This is a genomic window from Microbacterium sp. MF43, assembly GCF_012847295.1.
GTDB lineage: Bacteria > Actinomycetota > Actinomycetes > Actinomycetales > Microbacteriaceae > Microbacterium.
The window spans coordinates 39,818-56,490 of the sequence record NZ_JABBDY010000004.1 but is presented as its reverse complement, the minus strand read 5'-3'; the positions used below and the strand labels follow the sequence as shown (position 1 = coordinate 56,490).

Sequence of the window (16,673 nt, the reverse complement as noted above, 5' to 3'; positions counted from 1 at the left end):
ACCGCAATGGCAAAGCTGATTCTCACGAATGAGGTCGCCGGGCTCGGTAGCGCCGGTGACGTGGTCGAGGTCAAGAACGGGTACGCCCGCAACTACCTCATCCCCCAGGGCTTCGCTGTGGCGTGGACCCGTGGCGGCGAGAAGCAGGTGGCGTCGATCCGCGCCGCCCGCGACGCCCGCGCGATCCACGACCACGAAGAGGCCGTCGCGCTCAAGGACGCCCTCGAGGCGAACAAGGTGCGCCTGGCCGTGAAGGCCGGCGCCGAGGGCCGCCTGTTCGGCTCGGTGAAGACCGAGGCCGTCGCCGACGCCGTCAAGGCTGCCGGCCTGGGCGAGCTCGACAAGCGCAAGATCCACATCACCTCGCCGATCAAGTCGGTGGGCGAGCACGAGGCGACGGTCCGTCTTCGCGACGACCTCACCGCCGTGATCACCCTGCAGGTGGTCGCCGCGAAGTAACTCTCGCAGACACGAACGGATGCCGCGGACCTTCGGGTTCGCGGCATCCGTCGTTCCCGGGCGCAGACGGATGCCGCGAGCCCCCATGGTTCGCGGCATCCGCCTTGTCTGCGTGTTCGAGTCACGGAGCGGTCGTTCCAGGCAGGACGACCGCTCCGTGAGGGATCTGAGGGAGGAAGGGGCGGGAGGACCGGTGGGGAACGGCCCTCCCGCCGCGCTCGCGCGGAGTCAGCCGGAAGGATTCTGGGGGTCCCTCCGGCCCAGTGTCACGCGGAGCGTCGCCGCGACACGAGCGCCAACGCGCCGACTGCGAGCAGCACCATGCTCAGCAGCAGCACGGGGAGCGCGCTCATCCCTCCCGTCGCGGCCAGTGCGGTGACGGCGCCGGCGCCGGCCGGAGAGCCGGTGACGTCACCACCCGAGGAGCCCGAACCGCTGGGGTCGGTCGGGTCCGTCGGGGTCGTGGGACCCACCGGACCCGTGGGGTCGGTCGGGTCCGTGGGGTCCGTCGGGTCCGTCGGGTCCGTGGGATCCGTGGGGTCGGTCGGCACCACCGGCGACCGGGTGGTGCTGTCGCCGACGACCGAGATGGCGTTGCCGCCGATCGTGATCGGCAGATCGATCGGCGCCAGCACCTGCGTGCCGCCGAGGACGGAGTCACCTCCCGACGTCGATCCGTCCGTGCCCGTTCCGCCCGGGGCGGGTCCCGCCTCGGAACCCGTCGACGTGCTGTCGCCGATGACGGAGACGGCGTTGCCGGCGGCGGTGATCGGTGCGGTGACGGGAGCGAGCACCTGGGTTCCGCCGAGGACGCCGTCGGAGCCGGAGGTCTCGCCGCCGGTGGTGCCGCCGGTCGAGCCGCCGGTTGCGGTGGTGGACCCTTCGGTGGAGCTGTCGCCGAGGACCGAGATGGCGTTGCCGCCAGCGGTGATCGGTGCGGTGACGGGAGCGAGCACCTGGGTTCCGCCGAGGATCGAGTCCTCGCCGCCGGTGGTGCCGCCCGCGGCAGTGCCTGCGCCGCTGGTGCCGGCCGTTCCGGTCGACGCACCGTCGCTGCGGCTGTCACCCAGCACCGAGACGGCATTGCCGCCGACCGCGATCGGCGCAGCGATCGGGGCGACGACCTGCGTGCCGCCGGCGACGGAATCCTCGCCGTCGGTGGTCGCTTCGGCCGAGGAGCCGCTCGAGCCGCCGGCAGGGGCCGTGGAGGCATCCGTGCTCTCGGAGTCACCTGCGACCGAGATGGCGTTGCCGCTCACGGTGATCGGAGCGGCCACCGAGACCACGCCTTGGGTGCCGGACAGCACCCCATCAGCCCCCGACGTCGTCGCGGGCTCGGAGGAGCCCGCCGACGTCGCAGGTGCGGCGGTCGAGGCATCCGTCGACGAACTGTCCCCGACCACCGAGATCGAGTTGCCCGAGACGGTGACCGGAGCCGATACCGAGACGAGCGCCTGGGTGCCGGAGGCGGTGCCGTTGTCGCCGCTGGTGGTGGCGGAGGCAGCCGGTGCCGGTGCGGGCGCCGGTGCCGCCGTCGCGGCGTCTGAAGAGCTGGAGTCACCGATGACCGAAAGCGAAGTGCCGCTGACGGTCACCGGGAGAGTGACGTCGAGGACGGCCTGGGTGCCCGCGAGCAGCCCGTCGTCTCCCGTCGTCTCGGCCGCGTTGGCGACCGTCGCGCCGAGCAGCGTGATGCCGCCGGCCAGGAGCGTGCCCAGAAGGGCGCGCTTGAGAGTAGTGCGCATGATGTTCCCCTTTGTTGACTGATGGATGTCGCGGCGCGCGAGGGGGCGCGGCTGATGCTCGGCCGCCATGAGAAGGCGGCAGCGAGCCGATCAGTCAGGGGAGACGTCGGTGGATCCTGCGGGCGCCGGAGGCGCGTCCTCGTCCTCAAGCCCTGCACGACGCACCCAGGCACGGAGAGCGGCGAGCGGACCTATGGCGACGAGCGCCCAGGCGCCGGAACCCGCACCACCGGGTCCCGAGGAAGAAGCGGTCGGCGGGCAGAGTCCTCCCGCCGAAGCGGGAGAACCCGCTGTGCCGAGAGGCGTGGCGGTGGCCGCGACGGCGGCTGCGACCGCGGAGCCGAGCTCGTACGCGGTCGGGAGAGAGTGGACGGATGCCCCGGCAGCCGTCGCCGCGACTCGCGACGCGAACACGGCGGGCTGGTCGTCGACGGAGCGGGGCGCGGGGCCCTCGGGAAGGACTGGAGGCGTGGGAATCGCGGGCGTCGCGGGCACCTCGGGGAGCGGAGGAGTCGTTCCCGCCGGAGGCCGACCGACGGTCGACGCCACGTCCGTCACAGCCTTCGCAACCCCGCCGAGAGTGTCGTCCACTGTCTGGCTCACGTCGGTGACGACCTCATCCAGGCCGACTCCCGAGACGATCTCGCCGACCATCGGGACGGCGGTCACGACCTCGACGACGGGCTTGGTCACCGTGCTCACGACTCCGCTCGACACCACCTCGGTGACGGGCTTGGTGGTCGTCACGACGGTCGAGACCGTCGTGACGACTTCGCGTACCGGCTGCTGCACCGGAGCGGGGGCGACGGCGACGACCGTGTTCACCACCTCGGACACGGTCGACGTCGTCGCCGTGACCGTCTTCGTGAGGGTCGACGCCGTGCCGTCGACGGCGGAGCTGACGGCACCCAACAGGCCCTTGTCGCCCGACGAATCATCGGCACGCGCCTCACCCGAGCCGAACCCGAGGAGCAGCGCGAGGACGATCCAGGCGAACGCGGTTGCCGCCCCGACAAGGGCGAGTCGCCAGATCCTCGACAACGACTCCGAGGTTGCGATCTCCACATTCACCTCCCGCGACGAACAACGCCACGCGTTCCGAGCGGAACGCGCTGAGGGTGCCTGGAGAAGCCAATGTAGCCCGCTCGTCGGCTCGTGTAAACAGGTTGAGTCGAAAAGTTCGCAACTTGGCCGATCCAGGCGCGGAACGACGCGATTGTGCACAGGTGGGCGTGGTTGGACCAACCTTCAAGGCGTACTTCAACCACATCACCCTCCACAGGTTGTGGAACACCAAAGGGCTGATCAGAAGACCTTTCCCCCGACCCTTACGCAGTAATCCCCGTAGTTCTCCACAGACGTTGTTCACAGCTCTTGCGGCGTTTCTCGCACATTCTCCACACACTTATCCACAGGCGCTGTTGCAGCTGTCGGTGCCCCTGCTTAGCGTGGTCTCCGGCCCCACCGGGGGGAGTCGGCGAGCCGCCGCGATGGAACCGAACGTTGTGGAGGATCCTGCACACATGTCGATCGCCGACATCTCCGAAGATCGGATGGGCGGGCCGCGCGAATTCGAGCGCACTCCGCCGCACGACCTTCTCGCCGAGCAGAGTGCGCTGGGCGGCATGCTCCTGTCGAAGGATGCCGTCGCCGACGTCATCGAGACGCTGCGCGGTGTCGACTTCTACATCCCCAAGCACGAGCTGATCTTCGAGGCGATCCTCACCCTCTACTCGCACGGCGAGCCGACCGACGTCGTCGCGGTGACGGACGAGCTCATCAAGACCGGCGAGCTGCAGCGCGCCGGCGGCGCGGACTACCTCCACACCCTCACCTCGATCGTGCCGACCGCGGCGAATGCCGGCTACTACGCGTCGATCGTCTCGGAGCGCGCGCTGCTTCGCCGGCTCGTCGACGCCGGAACCCGCATCGTGCAGATGGGCTATTCGGGTCAGGGCGAGGCGCTCGATCTCGTCAACAACGCGCAGGCCGAGATCTACTCCGTCACCGGGGCGGAGGCCGCCGAGGACTACGTTCCGCTCACGATCGCGGTCGATGCCGCGGTGGAGGAGATCGAAGCCGCCCGTGGCCGCGACGGCCAGATGACCGGTATCCCGACGGGCTTCTCCGGGCTCGACCAGCTCACCAACGGACTGCACCCCGGCCAGATGATCATCATCGCCGCGCGTCCCGCGATGGGTAAGTCGACACTGGCGCTCGATTTCGCCCGTGCCGCTGCCATCAAGCACGACATGCCGACGATCTTCTTCTCGCTCGAGATGGGCCGCAGCGAGATCGCGATGCGCCTCATGAGCGCCGAGGGTGCGATCCCGCTGCAGGCGATGCGCAAGGGCACGCTCGACTCGCGTGACTGGACGACGATCGCCGCGACGCGGGGCCGCATCAACGACGCCCCGCTCTACATCGACGACAGCCCCAACATGACGCTCGTCGAAATCCGGGCGAAGTGCCGCCGCCTCAAGCAGCGCGTCGGTCTCAAGATGGTGGTCATCGACTACCTGCAGCTCATGACCTCGGGCAAGCGGGTCGAGTCGCGACAGCAGGAGGTCTCGGAGTTCTCGCGTGCCCTCAAGCTCCTCGCGAAGGAGCTCGGTGTTCCGGTCATCGCCCTGTCGCAGCTGAACCGTGGTCCGGAGCAGCGCGCCGACAAGAAGCCGGCCCTGTCCGACCTGCGTGAGTCCGGTTCGATCGAACAGGACGCCGACATGGTCGTGCTCCTGCACCGCGAGGCGGCGTACGAGAAGGAGAGTCCTCGCGCGGGCGAGGCCGACCTGATCGTCGCCAAGCACCGAAACGGCCCCACCGACACGATCACCGTCGCGTTCCAGGGCCACTTCTCGCGCTTCACCGACATGGCGCCCGGCGGCGACTTCCAGTAGGAGCTGCGGGGATCCTCCGACCTCGGCTTGTGCGTCTGGCGCGACTCAGCGGACGATCTTGAACTGGAACGTCGGCATCCCGAGCACACCGAACAGGCGTACCCAGACGGGCAGAAGGCTCTCGGTGCCACGCGCGGTGCTGAGGTCGCCGAGATCGATCACGTCTGTGTGACCGAAGGAGCGCAGCAGCCCGGTCACGACCTGCTTGGCTTCGACGTCGTTGCCCGAGACGAACACCGTGTGGTCGGCGTCGGCGAGCTGCCGCGGATCCACCATGAGAAGGGCATTCATCGTGTTGAGCGACTTGACCACCCTGGCCTCGGGGAATGCGGCCTGGATCTGCTCGGCCAGGGAGTCGGTGTTGCTCACGAACAGACTGGGAGGGAAGCCCTGCGAGTAGTCGAGGGGGTTGGCGAAGTCGAGCAGCACCTTGCCTGCGAGATTCTCGCGGCCGGCTGCTTCCAGCACCGCGACCGATGCGTCCCCCGAGGTCGCGTTCACGATCAGCTCGGAGGCGGCGGTTGCTGTGGCGAACGTGGCGAGCGTCACCCGAGGGTGGTCCCGGAGCCACTCGACCATCGGCGGGTTGCCCATGGAGCCCGCTGCGGTTCGCGCCATGGTCGCCTCGACGTCACGGGTACCGACGGTCACATCATGACCCTGTCCGGCCAACCTGTCGGCAAGCGACTGCCCCACCATCCCGGTGCCCAATACTGCGACCTTCATTGTGTGACTCCTTGACATCTCGACGACGCTTGCTCGCCCGGATTCTCTCGGGCGCGATCAAACTAACAGACAGGTCTGTCTACATGCGAGTTTGAGATGCCGGGCACCCATTTGCAAGGGAACTCGTCTCCCGCACCTTCTCCGCGTAGACAGATTTGTCTGTAGACTTCGGACACGTGCCTACTTCGACGGGAGCGCAGATGAGCAAAGCAAACACGCAGGCGCAGCCCGCGCGGGAGCGGATCCTCGACACCGCGTTCAGGCTCTTCTATGCGCACGGTCCCCGCGGCGTCGGAGTGGACACCGTCATCGCCGAGTCCGGTGTGGCCAAGGCGACGCTCTACAAGCACTTCCCGCGCAAGGACGAGCTGGTGCTCGCCTATCTCGACAAGGTCGACCAGACATGGTTCGGGCAGCTGCGTGCGGCCGCTCGCGCCGCCGGGGAGGATCCCCGGGCGCAGCTGGTCGGCATGTTCGACGCTCTCGCAAGCGCCGCTCGCCGAGAGGGGTACCACGGCTGTGCGTTCATCAACACCGCTGCGGAGTCCGAGGTCGGCAGCGATGTCCACGCCCGAACCGTCGAGCACAAGCGCGTCGTCCGCGCCTGGGTCGCCGACCTGGCCCGACGTGCCGGCGCCGAAAACCCCGACCAGCTCGCCCGTCAGCTGACCACGCTCCTCGACGGCGGCCTCGCCAGCGGGGTCCTCGACGCGGATTCCGCGACGTCGACTGCGGCGAAGGATGCCGCGACGATGCTGGTCGAGGCATCCTGTCGACAGTGACGGACAACGGCTGAACCGCAACGACTTCGCCGACACCGACGCGGTCGCGGGACGAGTGGTGCTGCAGGCCACCGCATCGGTTCAGCCCGGCTCGTCACTCGGCCCGGAATGACGCCCCCCAGGCGGGCGGGCCACGGCGTACCATGACGAGATGAGGCACGCCGAGCCGTACACGGCTCAATTCGACGAGGTCCGCTCCGGTGGACGCATCCGGGCGACGGTCGGCGTCGAGATCCGCGACCGCGAGACGGACGGGTCGGTGCCCACCGAGGCCTGGTTCCGCGGTGAGGAGTACCGGCTCGAATCGGACGGCGGCTCTGAGCCGAGCGTTTACGTCCGCCGCCTCTGACCCGGCTCGGCAGGAACGCACCGCGTCCCGCCGAGCCGGCGGTGAGACCGGCTCGACGGGACGCGGCATCCGTCTGATCAGTCGCGCAGCGACTCGGGGATGCGCAGCATCACCGAGCTCGACCACGCACCGGCCGGCCCTCCTTCCCCGTAGAGCATGAGCTCGTGCCGGTTGTTGATGTCGAAGCTGTACGACGGCATGAACCAGCTGTTCTCCTCGACCGGGATCATGCCGGACAGGTCCCACAGGCGGCCCTGCGGATCCCACAGCGCCGACACCGCGAAGTACGGCGCAAGCTCGACCGTGCCGAGCACCCAGCCGTCGTCGCTGACCTTCTCGGCCGCGGCGTCGTAGCCGTAGTCCGCCAGGCGCTTCATGCCGGCCGCCTCGGTCCAGACGAAGGCGTCGTCACCGCTGATGCCGACCACCGTTCCGCTCGCGTTCACGTCCATCGCGCTCGCCCACGACTGACCTGCGAGAGCGCCGAGGTCCCGGACCGCGCCGGTCGAGGCATCCCACATCACGGCACTCGGCGCCCGATCGGCCGTCAGCGATGTTCCGACCACCACCCCCGCGCCGTTGATCGCCCGCGGCTGCGTGGCCTCGGGGTAGCCCGACAGGTGCTTCAGCTCGATGAACGAGCCGTCCGAGGTGCGCGCGAAGGCGTCGCTGTAGTTGTGCCAGACGCCCTCCGGGTCGCGCTCGGTCAGCTCGGCGAAGCCCACCACGACATCGTCCTCGTTGATGTCGGTGGCATAGCCGCCCGGGTAGCCGCGCCAGTCGGGAACGCCGAACTTCGTGAGCGAGCCATCGGCCGCCCACAGCGCCGGCACGAAGTTCCACGTCTCGTCCGTCACGACGCCGACCGCCTCGTGATCCTCGTTCATGCCGAGCGCGGCACCGTATTCGTGCCCCTCGAACGGGAGGTCGACGAAGCCGCCGTCGGGCGTCCAGGTGGTCGGCGTCATCCTCGCCTCGTACTGACGGTCGCCCGCCACTACGCCGTCGTCGGTGAGCGCGGCGCCCACGAACGGATCGGCCCACGTGACGACCTCGAGCTGCGGCACTTCGACGGTCTCGATCCTGACGCTCGCCGCGCCGATCACGGTGCCGTACTCGTTGGCGACGCGCACCCGCCCGACCATCGGCTCAGTGGTGAGCTGACGGGCCGTCACGGTGAGCGCACCGTCGACCGGCATGGTCTCACCAGGCGCGAGCGCGAAGGTCTCATCGGTCTTCGGTGAGACCGTGCCCTGGCCCTTCGAGTACATCTCCTCGTGGTAGTCGAAGGTGACGCCCGCCTCGGGGACTCTCACTCCCGCGACCAGGATCACGTACGTGCCCGGCTGGGGGTTGTCGACGATGATGCGCTCCGGCGAGCCCCCGATCAGCGTGCCCTGGCCGACGGCAGCGCCGCGGAAGAGCAGGTAGAAGTCGAGGTCGGCCGCCTCCCTCGCGGTCAGCGTCATGTCGAGCCGTGTCGTCCCTCGCGGAACGTACAGCTGGTTCCCGGTCATCTCGCCCTGCGCCACCGTCGAGAAGAGGTTCGTGACGGTGCCGACCTCGCCCGTCGTCACGTGTGCGTTGACGGCCCCGAACGTGTTCGTTCCCGCCATGCCGACGTCGGTCGGCCGGTTCATCGTGACGGAGTCGAGCGTCGTCGACCCGGGCTCGACCGTCATGCCCTGCAACGCGACGGCGGCCGTGTAGGCGTTGGCGTCGGTGGCAGAGGTGCGCCGTGCTTCGATGACGAACTCCCACACGCCCGGCTTGGGCCGGTAGACCGGCCGCGCCGTCGCGTCGCACTCCGCCGGATCGGCGTAGTCGGTGTAGCAGTGGTTGCTCGCGTTCGCGTCGGCGGGCACACCGTCGGGATCGATCGGGAGGATGCGCACCTGGCTGCCGTCGGCGATGCCCTCGAGAGTCATCTGCAGTGCTTCAACGCCCTCGGGCACCGGCACGAGGATCGAGGTGCTCGCGCCACGTGGCAGAGTCCCGGATGCCTCGACCGCGAACGAGGGCGCTGTCAGCGTCTCGGTGGCCAGCACGGTGACGGCGACGAACTGGTCGATGCCGACCGTGGCCGGGTCGTCGAGCGTCATGATCGCGCTGTGGACGCCCGACGTCTTGGCGGTGGCGGTGACCGTCACGTCGGCGGGCTTGTCCTTCTTCAGCGGCACGCTCGCGCGCGCGCTGAAGGTGCCGTCGTTTCCGATCCACCCGATGCGGTGCACGACGTTTCCGCCGGCGCCGCTCGTGCGCGTGACGGCGACCTTGTAGGTCTTCTCCTTGCCCGTCACCTGACCGCCCGCGTCGGGCATGCAGCGGTTGTACACGCCCGTGCCGGTGTGCGGTGTCTCGAGCATCTCCGAGAGAGACGTGCAGACGGGGGCGTCGACCTCGAGCGTGTTCACCGACACCTCCTTCGACAGCTGCTTCCACGCGGCGACGGTGTCGATGAGGCCGGCACCCTGTGCCGTCGTGGGCACACCCGCGATCGGGCGGGCGGTGCCCATCAGCGCCGTCTTGAGTCCGTCCGCCGTGACCGGCAGCGACGAAGCCTTCGCGGCCGACAGCAGCAGCGCGGCGGAGCCGGCGACCTGCGGCGCCGCCATCGACGTGCCGTTGAACATGCCGTAGCCGGCAGGCAGCGCGAAGCCGGTCTCGGGCACGGCCTGCCCCGCGAGCCACATCGGGATCGGGGAGATCGCCGCGCCGGGTGCTGCGATCTGCGGGGCGAGCGCCCCGTCCTCTGCCGGACCGCGCGAGGAGAAGCCGAAGATCCCCTGCGCGGCGGACACCTTCGACCCGTAGTTGCTCCACCAGGTCTTCGAACTGACGGATGCCGCGACCGAGATCGCCTGGCCGGCGACGCTCGGCGAGCTGACGGTGTTGCTGCCGAGCCCGTCGTTTCCGGCCGAGATCACGATCTGCACGTCGTACGCGTCGATGAGCTGGTCGTACAGGTCGGCGACCACGTCCGAGCCGTCGTTGAGCGCGGGAAGCCCGCCGACCGAGAGGTTCACGACATCGACGCCCCGGTGGAGGACGAGGTCGATCATCCCCTCGGTGAGGGCGGCCTGCGTGCATCCGCCGTCGAACGTGCATGCGCGCGACGACACGATCTGCGCACCGGGTGCGGCGCCGTGCATCTCGCCGCCGAACATCGAGGTCGCGGCGACGATGCCGGCCACGTGGGTGCCGTGCGACGCGGACGGGAGGCCGATGCTGACGAACGAGCCGACCTCGCCGGGCGTGCCGAGGGGGGTCAGATCGACGTCGTCGCGGTAGTCCACGACGAACGGGACGCGCTCGTTCGGTCCCGTGGCCGGGTCGTCCACCCCGAAGTGGCCGACCTGCTGGTCGACCCGGTAGGGCGACATCGCCGGGTCGTCGGTGAAGTCGTGGTCGAGGTCGGCGTCGACCCAGATGCGGTGGGTCGACGGTTCGTACAGCACGCCGTACGCGTCGTAGACGTCGCCGTTGCCGTTGAGGTCGCCCTCGAAGTCGCTGCCGAGGGTCGCCAGGTCGTAGAAGTACCCGATCAGGAAGTCTCCCTCGGGAGCGGTCCACGTGTTGCCGAGGTAACGGAACGACGGCCCGCTGCGGGTGTCGCGCATGTGCACCCAGCTGCCGTCGTTGTCTTGGATGGGGTCGGTCGCCGTCACCCAGTCGACGATCTTCGGCTTGCCGTCGCTCGTGGTCTGCAGGGCCGGGTGCTCGATGTCGACGCCGGTGTCGAGCACGCCGACGACGACGCCTCGCCCGTCCCACGTCGGGTGGGACTCGATGAAGGATGCCGCGCCGGTCTCCTCGATCGGCATGTAGGGATTGCGCACGGGCGTGCCGGCGTCGGGCGCGCTCGGCCCCGCGCCCCGCGCCCCGAGCGTCACGGTGCCGGATGTCCCGACCTCGGGCGCCGGCACGCGGTACGTGCGGTCGAGGTCGATCGCCTTGACCGCGGAAAGGCCGGCGAGGGCTTCCACCTTGCCGGTGGGAACGGTCGCCCGGACGTAGCCGAGCTTCTCGGTCACGGATCCGACGGAGCCGCCGGCCTTGCGCACGGCCTTGACGAGGTCGTCGGTCGAGCCCTTGCTCGCGAGCATCATCACCGTGACGGTCTCGGTCTCGTCGACCTCCGCCTGCTGGAGGAGTCGCACATCGGCGTCACCGAGCTTGTCGGCCGCCTCATCGGTCGACCCGGTCGAGTCGACCGGGTGGAACCCCGGCTCGACCTCGGGCGCATAGAGCTCGTCGCCCTCCTGCCGGGGGTCGGCGGACGGGGACCGCAGGTCGGCGCCGCCCTCCCGGTCGGGCGCGAAGGGCCCCGCCGGGTCGGGGGACGTCGCGGACTCGCGATCCGGGGGTGGCGTGGGCGCCGCGACGGCGGTCCCGACGGGGGCGATCATCATCGCCGCCGAGATCAGCGCTGCGGATGCCGCGCCGGTCAGTCTCCTGCGTTTTCTCATCGTGCTCCTGGGGGGATCAGGAACCGGCGCATCGCCGGCCGAGCGCGCGGGGGGCGCACTCGGTCCGAATCTCCCAGCGGGCTCGCGCGAGGGTCAATCGATCCCCGCGGCGGATGAGCGACATGGCGCACACCCGCCCCCGGACACGACGGTGCCCCCGGTCCGCGAGGGACCAGGGGCACGGCTCGTCACAGGTCAGCGATCGTCCGTGAAGGCGTCCTTCACGTCCTGACCAGCCTTCTTGAGGTTGGCGCTGGCCTGATCGGCATGGCCTTCGGCCTTGAGACGGTCATTGTCCGTGACGTCTCCGACGGCCTCCTTGGCCTTGCCTTTCATGTCTTCCATGTTGTGCTTGATGTCATCGTCCATGCCCATCGGCATCTCCTTTCATCGGTGAACAGGGTTCGTGAAGCTCAGGCGCCGAGACCCACGCGGTCGACGCGGCGGTGGTAGCGCATTCCGGCCATGCCACCCAGGATCGCTCCGACCAGGGTGACGATCGCGGCGCCGACGGCGGTGAGGATGCCGGTGAGCGTGGCCGTCTCGGGCGTGATGGGGATGCGCGGGAAGCCGTCGAGTGCCGCCAGGATGTCCCACTCGGCGCCGGCCAGGGCGCTGATGATCGCGACGATGATGGCGATGACGATCGCCCACAGCCATACCGCGATGCCCTGCTTGACGCCGCTGAAGCGCGCCATGCGCCCGGCGACGTAGCCGCCGGCGAAGTAGGCGAGGAAGAGCACGAGGCCGATGGCGACCGCGCTGATGATCGTCGCTCCGCCGAGGTTCTCCTCGGCTGCCTCCGCGGCATCTTGCACGGCGCCGGGAGAGGTCAGCCCGATGGCCGCTCCGATGGCCGCGACGAGTGCCGTCAGCAGCAGAGCGGCGCCCATGGCGGTGAGCCAGCCGAAGAATGCGGCGCCGAACTTGAAGCCGCCGAAGCGCTCCTCTTCGCGCCGGAGGACTTCTTGGCGCAGCGTGGTGTCGCCGCCGTCGCGCACCTCGCGCGTCTCCTGCACTTCGCGCGAGTCGGCGACACCGTCGCCGTCGCGGTCTTCGCGAGAGTCGCGGACGCCGTCGCCGTCGCGATCGGTCGCGGTCGCTCGCGCGGCGCGGCCGTCGAACACCCGCGTGTCGTCGTCGGGGCCGACCGTCGCGGGGCGCGGGTCGCGCCGATCGGGGTAGGCCTCGCCTCGGGGCTGTTCATAGCTCATGCCCCGACGTTAGGCGGGAGGGGTCGAGACGCTGCAGACGCTTGCAAACGTCCGGTCGCAGGCGTAATCTGCTCCGCCGCGCCGCTCTTCGTCAGGAGACGGCGGTCCGCACGAGGTCGGACACCTTCTTCTCCACGGCGGGAGTCCAGGCCTTGACCGCGAACGCGATCGGCCACAGGTCGCCGTCGTCGAGGCGGGCGCGGTCTTCGAACCCGATCGTCGCGTAACGCGCCTTGAACTTGTCGGCCGGCTGAAGGAAGACGACGATCTTGCCCTCGGCGTTGGCGTACCCCGGCATGCCGTAGTACGTCTTGGGCACGAGGTCGGGAGCGACCTCGGTGACGACGGCGTGGAGTCCCTCGGCGAGCACCTTGTCGGTGCCCGACAGCTTCGCGATCGCGTCCAGCACCGACTTCAGGCCCGCCTCACGGTTCTTCCCCGCCTTCTCCTGGGCGCGCAGCTCCTTCGCGCGCTCCTTGACGGCGGCACGCTCGTCTGCGGTCAGTCCCTGCGACGTCTTCTCGGCCATGGTTGTTCTCCTCACATCTTCTCCGGCCGCTCTCGCGACCCGTGATCGTCACGTTACGCGGGCGTGGGCGCGGGGCGCTTCTCCGATCCTGACCGATCACCCACGGCCGGGCATCCGTTTTCCATGCCGTTGAATGAGTGCCTTGTGAGCCGCGTGACCCGGGAGTACAGTGACGGCCGCTACGGCCCGTCTTCCGCGCCGAACCGGGGGCGCCGCGGGGCCGCGAGAGGGGCCGGTATGTCCGCGCCAAAGCACGTCTACAAGCCTGCCATCGCAACGCTTCTCGCCGGGGCGCTGCTCGTGTCGGGAGGGTTCGCTCCGGCGACCGCCGCTCCCGTCGAGGACCCCAGTCCTCCGGGCGTCCAGCTCGATCCGGCGACGGGGCGCGTCGTCGCCGATCCCGTGGCGGGGGCCCTGCAGGGCCCTGCCGGCGGATCGTCCGCCGACATCGCGCTCGGGTACCTGCGTGCCCACGCGCCGGACTTCGGCCTGTCGGCCGAGGCTGCCGCGGGAGCCTACGTCCACAAGGAGCTGCGCCTGTCGACCGGCGCCACGGCGGTGCATCTCGGCCAGCGGGTCGATGGCCTGCGGGTGCGCGACGCGGTCATGACCGCCGTCGTCGCCGCGGACGGGTCGCTGACCTCGATGGCCGGGTTCCTGGCGCCGGGGGACGGATCGGGCACCGCCGCTCGTCTCACGGCGCACGCCGCGCTCGACACCGCGGCCGAGGCGCAGGATGCCGACGCATCCCGTCCCCTGCGCGAAGCCGACACGCGATCCGCAGCTCCCAGGGAGTACCCCAATGTGTACGCCGAAGGCGTGACCGAGCCTGCGCCGGTCACGGCGGAGCTGGTGTGGTATCCCGACGAGAACGGCACCGCTCTGCGCCTGGCCTGGCTGACCGACATCGAGTCGAGCGACCATGCCTGGTTCGAGACGGTCGTCGACGCGACGACGGGCGAGATCCTCGACCAGCGCAGCCGGTACGCCCACGCGGCGCCCGAGGGGAACGTCTTCCGCGAGGAGCACCCCGAGGCTGCCGGTGCGACGCATCAGACGACGTCGTTCTCGGGCATCAACGGCACGTGGGTCGACGACCGCACGACCGACGGCAACAACGTCAACGCCTATCTCGACCGCAACGACGACGACTCCAACAACGAGTACCAGCCCCAGACGCCCGCAAGCGGCGACCCTGGGTACCAGCAGTTCCTGTACTCGTGGACCGACGCCTGGCGCACGACCGCCGACGTGAACTCGGTGGCGGCGCTCGACGCCGATCGCGACGCGATCATCACGCAGCTCTTCTACTACACGAACGTGATGCACGACTGGCTGTACGGTCACGGGTTCGACGAGGCGAGCGGCAACTTCCAGGTCGACAACTTCGGCAACGGCGGCAGCGGGGGCGACCCGGTGCTGGCCGAGGCGCAGGACGGCTGGGACTTCGGCTGCGTCGACGACAAGGGCACCGCCGACCCGGGTGACGACGAAGACATCCGCTGCCTCAACAACGCCAACTTCGGCACCCCTGCCGACGGTGCGAGCCCGCGCATGCAGATGTACATGTGGGCGCCTGGCCGGCCCTTCCGCGACGGAGACATGGACGGCGATGTCATCGCTCACGAGTACGGCCACGGCGTCTCGAGCCGTCTCGTCGGCGGCGGATCCCTCGGGTACAACGGCGGGGATCAGCGCGGTGCGCTCGGCGAGGGCTGGAGCGACATCATCTCGTTCCTGAAGTGGGATGACGCGGTCGTCGGCGAGTACGTCACCGGTGACCAGGTCAACGGCATCCGCTCCGTCGGGTACGACATCTCGACCCGCACCTTCCAGTCGTACAACACCTCGTCGGGGTCGGGCCACGGCAACGGCGAGATCTGGGCGGCGGCCGTCTACGACATCCGCACGATGTTCCCGGGCGGCGTGGAGCCACTCGCCACCCTCGTGCTCGACGGCATGAAGGCGACGCCCGCGAACCCGACCTACATCGACGCGCGCAACGGTCTGCTCGCTGCGGACGCCGGCGCGAACCGGTGCCTCATCTGGACGGCCTTCGCCGGCCGGGGGCTCGGCACCGGATCGACCACAGGTCTCGACACCGTGCCGACCGCCAGCGCCGACATCCCCGCCGAGTGCGAGCCCACCGCCGATGCGGGCGGCCCGTACAACACGGTGGAGGGGACGGATGCCTCGCTCGACGGCACCGGATCGGCGACGGGCACCGACCCGAGCGCCGGTGCGATCACCTCGTACGCCTGGGACCTCGACAACGATGGCCAGTACGACGACGCGACCGGGCCGACACCGACGTTCACGACCGTCGGACAGGACGGCGTGTACACGATCGGGCTGCAGGTGACCGACGAGTTCGGCAACACCGCGACCGACTCGACGACGGTGACGGTGGCCAACGTGGCACCGACGGTGTCGATCGATGCGATCACGCCGATCGACGAGTTCGGCACGGTGACGGTGTCGGGAACAGTCACCGATCCCGGCTGGCTCGACGACCTGTCGGCGACGATCTCGTGGGATGACGGGATGCCGCCGGTCGGACTGCCGGGCGTCGAGGAGAACGTGCGTCCGAACGCCACGCTGACCTTCTCGGTGCAGCACCAGTACGGCGACGACGGCGACTTCACGGTCGAGGTCTGCGCGGCCGACGATGACACGACCGGAAACTGCGACTCCGAGGTCGCGGCGGTCGCCAACGTCGACCCGACGGCCACGATCGACACGTCGGGCGAGGAGGTCTACGACGGCCACAGCGCGTTCGTCCTCGAGGCGGGTGAAGAGCTCACGGTACCGGCGACGTCGACCGATCCGGGCAGCGACGACCTCACCCTGCAGTGGGACTGGGGCGACGGGGCCGTGGACGCGCAGACGTCGCTGGTGAACCCGCCGTTCGCCGACCCGCTGAAGTCGCCGAGCGTGCAGCCGCGCGACGTGACGCTCGAGGAGAGTCACGTCTACGGCGACGCGTGCCTGTACGAGCTGGGCGTCACCGCCACGGATGACGACGGGGGCGTCTCGCCCACCGATACGGCTGCGGTCGTCGTCACCGGGAACGCGACGGTGTCGAAGGGTCACGGCTGGTGGCTGAACCAGTACCGCGTGAAGAAGTCGAACGACTTCACGGCGGCCGAGCTGCAGTGCTACCTCGATATCGTGGGGTACTTCAGCCTGGTGTTCAGTGAGGACAAGGATGCCTCGACCCGCGCCGCGGCGACGCTCGTGCTGCAGAACCCGGCGAAGTCGCCGGCCGACGTGATCTTCGACCAGCACGCCGTGGGCGCCTGGCTGAACTTCGCGAACGGCTCGGTGAGCCTCGGCACCCCCGTCGACAGCGACGGGAACGGTTCGCTCGACAGCACGTTCGGCGCGGTGATGCTCGCCGCTGAGACGGTGCGGATCAACCCGGCCTCGACGTCGGCGCAGATCAAGGCGCAGAAGGACATCGTCGAGACGATCGCCACGCAGAGCGGGCCGTAGGGGTC

Annotated in this window: 12 protein-coding genes; 5 read left to right on the top strand and 7 right to left on the bottom strand. The window is 69.5% G+C overall.

Annotated elements, in window-relative coordinates; genetic code table 11:
• Positions 1-6 precede the first annotated feature (6 nt).
• Entirely contained in the window at positions 7-459 is a 453-nt protein-coding gene (gene rplI / locus HF323_RS12265; RefSeq protein WP_169582898.1) for a 50S ribosomal protein L9, read from the top strand.
• A gap of 266 nt (positions 460-725) precedes the next feature.
• On the opposite strand, the gene HF323_RS12260 is transcribed toward rplI, so the two are convergent.
• Positions 726-2,204, bottom strand: a complete 1,479-nt coding sequence (locus HF323_RS12260) for a chaplin family protein (protein WP_169582897.1) — start codon at positions 2,202-2,204, stop codon at positions 726-728.
• A 90-nt stretch (positions 2,205-2,294) separates the two neighbouring features.
• On the bottom strand, positions 2,295-3,269 hold the full coding sequence (locus tag HF323_RS12255) for a hypothetical protein (protein ID WP_317451078.1): 975 nt from the start codon (positions 3,267-3,269) through the stop codon (positions 2,295-2,297).
• 458 nt (positions 3,270-3,727) lie between these two features.
• Here HF323_RS12255 and dnaB point away from each other — a divergent pair, with 458 nt between their 5' ends.
• Complete coding sequence (gene dnaB, locus HF323_RS12250; RefSeq protein WP_169582896.1) at positions 3,728-5,104, top strand: replicative DNA helicase; 1,377 nt, start codon at positions 3,728-3,730, stop codon at positions 5,102-5,104.
• 45 nt (positions 5,105-5,149) lie between these two features.
• Here dnaB and HF323_RS12245 read toward each other — a convergent pair whose 3' ends face one another.
• Entirely contained in the window at positions 5,150-5,830 is a 681-nt protein-coding gene (locus HF323_RS12245; RefSeq protein ID WP_169582895.1) for an NAD(P)-binding domain-containing protein, read from the bottom strand.
• 200 nt (positions 5,831-6,030) lie between these two features.
• Between HF323_RS12245 and HF323_RS12240 the strand changes: the two genes are divergently transcribed.
• Together HF323_RS12240 and HF323_RS12235 are read left to right on the top strand one after the other, a co-directional pair.
• Positions 6,031-6,612 carry a TetR/AcrR family transcriptional regulator gene (locus tag HF323_RS12240; protein ID WP_169582894.1) on the top strand — a complete coding sequence of 194 codons (582 nt, stop codon included), beginning with the start codon at positions 6,031-6,033 and terminating at the stop codon, positions 6,610-6,612.
• Positions 6,613-6,763: 151 nt separating this feature from the next.
• The gene (locus HF323_RS12235) at positions 6,764-6,961 is read left to right on the top strand and encodes a hypothetical protein (protein WP_169582893.1); all 198 of its coding nucleotides are present in this window, start codon (positions 6,764-6,766) and stop codon (positions 6,959-6,961) included.
• A 77-nt stretch (positions 6,962-7,038) separates the two neighbouring features.
• On the opposite strand, the gene HF323_RS12230 is transcribed toward HF323_RS12235, so the two are convergent.
• From HF323_RS12230 to HF323_RS12215, 4 genes are all read right to left on the bottom strand, one after another.
• Positions 7,039-11,430, bottom strand: a complete 4,392-nt coding sequence (locus HF323_RS12230) for a S8 family serine peptidase (protein ID WP_169582892.1) — start codon at positions 11,428-11,430, stop codon at positions 7,039-7,041.
• Positions 11,431-11,625: 195 nt separating this feature from the next.
• Positions 11,626-11,805, bottom strand: a complete 180-nt coding sequence (locus tag HF323_RS12225; RefSeq protein ID WP_169582891.1) for a CsbD family protein — start codon at positions 11,803-11,805, stop codon at positions 11,626-11,628.
• A gap of 38 nt (positions 11,806-11,843) precedes the next feature.
• Positions 11,844-12,644 carry a hypothetical protein gene (locus HF323_RS12220; RefSeq protein WP_223169404.1) on the bottom strand — a complete coding sequence of 267 codons (801 nt, stop codon included), beginning with the start codon at positions 12,642-12,644 and terminating at the stop codon, positions 11,844-11,846.
• Positions 12,645-12,735: 91 nt separating this feature from the next.
• Positions 12,736-13,173, bottom strand: a complete 438-nt coding sequence (locus tag HF323_RS12215) for a hypothetical protein (RefSeq protein ID WP_169582890.1) — start codon at positions 13,171-13,173, stop codon at positions 12,736-12,738.
• Positions 13,174-13,410: 237 nt separating this feature from the next.
• Between HF323_RS12215 and HF323_RS12210 the strand changes: the two genes are divergently transcribed.
• Positions 13,411-16,668: a M36 family metallopeptidase gene (locus HF323_RS12210; protein ID WP_169582889.1), complete on the top strand. Its 3,258-nt coding sequence runs from the start codon at positions 13,411-13,413 to the stop codon at positions 16,666-16,668.
• Positions 16,669-16,673: the final 5 nt, after the last annotated feature.